The 1,945-nt window shown below is 48.1% G+C and carries 12 tRNA genes and 2 rRNA genes; all 14 read right to left on the minus strand.

Features of this window, described 5'->3' with window-relative positions:
• Positions 1-28: 28 nt before the first annotated feature.
• Positions 29-121 (minus strand) — tRNA-Ser (locus tag LRP83_RS11190).
• A gap of 11 nt (positions 122-132) precedes the next feature.
• A tRNA-Met gene (locus tag LRP83_RS11195) sits at positions 133-209 on the minus strand.
• Positions 210-278: 69 nt separating this feature from the next.
• Positions 279-354: transfer RNA gene (locus LRP83_RS11200), tRNA-Ala, on the minus strand.
• A gap of 21 nt (positions 355-375) precedes the next feature.
• Positions 376-452, minus strand: a tRNA-Pro gene (locus LRP83_RS11205).
• A 37-nt stretch (positions 453-489) separates the two neighbouring features.
• Positions 490-566 (minus strand) — tRNA-Arg (locus LRP83_RS11210).
• A gap of 38 nt (positions 567-604) precedes the next feature.
• A tRNA-Leu gene (locus tag LRP83_RS11215) sits at positions 605-693 on the minus strand.
• 6 nt (positions 694-699) lie between these two features.
• A tRNA-Gly gene (locus tag LRP83_RS11220) sits at positions 700-774 on the minus strand.
• Between the two features lie 22 nt (positions 775-796).
• Positions 797-878, minus strand: a tRNA-Leu gene (locus LRP83_RS11225).
• A gap of 57 nt (positions 879-935) precedes the next feature.
• Positions 936-1,011 (minus strand) — tRNA-Lys (locus LRP83_RS11230).
• A gap of 39 nt (positions 1,012-1,050) precedes the next feature.
• A tRNA-Thr gene (locus LRP83_RS11235) sits at positions 1,051-1,126 on the minus strand.
• Positions 1,127-1,198: 72 nt separating this feature from the next.
• Positions 1,199-1,274, minus strand: a tRNA-Val gene (locus tag LRP83_RS11240).
• Between the two features lie 29 nt (positions 1,275-1,303).
• Positions 1,304-1,378, minus strand: a tRNA-Glu gene (locus LRP83_RS11245).
• Positions 1,379-1,421: 43 nt separating this feature from the next.
• Positions 1,422-1,537, minus strand: a 5S ribosomal RNA gene (rrf, locus tag LRP83_RS11250).
• An 86-nt stretch (positions 1,538-1,623) separates the two neighbouring features.
• A 23S ribosomal RNA gene (locus tag LRP83_RS11255) occupies positions 1,624-1,945 on the minus strand; the annotation flags it as partial.

Below are 1,945 nucleotides of genomic sequence, written 5' to 3' on the forward strand. Positions count from 1 at the left end.
ACATATAAAGTTGTCACTAAAAAAATAATGGAGGAGGAAGAGGGATTCGAACCCCCGCGCGGTATGACCCGCCTGTCGGTTTTCAAGACCGATCCCTTCAGCCGAACTTGGGTATTCCTCCATGAAAATAATTGGTAGCGGCGGAGGGGTTCGAACCCCCGACCTTTCGGGTATGAACCGAACGCTCTAGCCAGCTGAGCTACACCGCCACAATGAAAAGGGAAAATAATTGTGCTACCACAAACGATATTTGGTTATTTTTACTGTTGTAAAAATGTTGGTGGAGTCTAGGGGGATCGAACCCCTGACCTCCTGCGTGCAAGGCAGGCGCTCTCCCAGCTGAGCTAAGACCCCAGGAAATAGATGAAAAGTAAATGGTCGGGAAGACAGGATTCGAACCTGCGACCCCTTGGTCCCAAACCAAGTGCTCTACCAAGCTGAGCTACTTCCCGATAGATGAATGTTATTTTGCTATCGCAAAAAACTTTATGGCGCGCCCGAAAGGAGTCGAACCCATAACCTTCTGATCCGTAGTCAGACGCTCTATCCAATTGAGCTACGGGCGCATTATGGAAAGTTATTTTACTTACGCAAAATACTTACTTGGTGCCGAGGACCGGAATCGAACCGGTACGGTAGTCACCTACCGCAGGATTTTAAGTCCTGTGCGTCTGCCAGTTCCGCCACCCCGGCACTTTTTGGAGCGGAAGACGGGATTCGAACCCGCGACCCCCACCTTGGCAAGGTGGTGTTCTACCACTGAACTACTTCCGCCTATTCAAAAAGTATACGTTAATGCGGGTGAAGGGAGTCGAACCCCCACGCCTTGCGGCGCCAGATCCTAAGTCTGGTGCGTCTGCCAATTCCGCCACACCCGCATATTAATGATAATAATTTACGATAAAAAAATGGTTATTTTGCAATCGCAAAAAACTTGGTGAGCCATGAAGGACTCGAACCTTCGACCCTCTGATTAAAAGTCAGATGCTCTACCAACTGAGCTAATGGCTCGTACAAGGAAAGTTAGTTTCGCTTTTTGCGAAAAAACTCTGGTGCCGGCGATAGGAGTCGAACCCACGACCTACTGATTACAAGTCAGTTGCTCTACCAACTGAGCTACACCGGCATAATATAAAGGTTATTTCTGCTAACGCGAAAGAACTTAAGGTAAGATATTTTTGCTATCGCAAAAAATCTTTGGTGGAGGATGACGGGATCGAACCGCCGACCCTCTGCTTGTAAGGCAGATGCTCTCCCAGCTGAGCTAATCCTCCATATAAATATATTTTTTCACAAAAAAACTTGGTGACCCCTACGGGATTCGAACCCGTGTTACCTCCGTGAAAGGGAGGTGTCTTAACCACTTGACCAAGGGGCCATTCTTAAATACTAGACAAAATAATAGCCCCGAAAGGGGCATTGCCTGGCGACGTCCTACTCTCACAGGAGGAATCCTCCAACTACCATCGGCGCAAAGAAGCTTAACTTCCGTGTTCGGTATGGGAACGGGTGTGACCTTCTTGCCATCGCCACCAGACTATGTTATTAAGGAAAGTTATTTTGCATTCGCAAAAAACTTTATTCCTTCAAAACTAGATAACAGACAATTCATCATTAAACATTTTGGTTAAGTCCTCGAACGATTAGTATCAGTCAGCTCCACACGTCACCGCGCTTCCACCTCTGACCTATCAACCTGATCATCTTTCAGGGTTCTTACTAGCTTACGCTATGGGAAATCTCATCTTGAGGGGGGCTTCATGCTTAGATGCTTTCAGCACTTATCCCGTCCGCACATAGCTACCCAGCGATGCTCTTGGCAGAACAACTGGTACACCAGCGGTGCGTCCATCCCGGTCCTCTCGTACTAAGGACAGCTCCTCTCAAATTTCCTACGCCCACGACGGATAGGGACCGAACTGTCTCACGACGTTCTGAACCCAGC

Source organism: Pseudoneobacillus rhizosphaerae (assembly GCF_917563885.1).
Classification (GTDB): Bacteria; Bacillota; Bacilli; order Bacillales; family Cytobacillaceae; genus Pseudoneobacillus; species Pseudoneobacillus rhizosphaerae.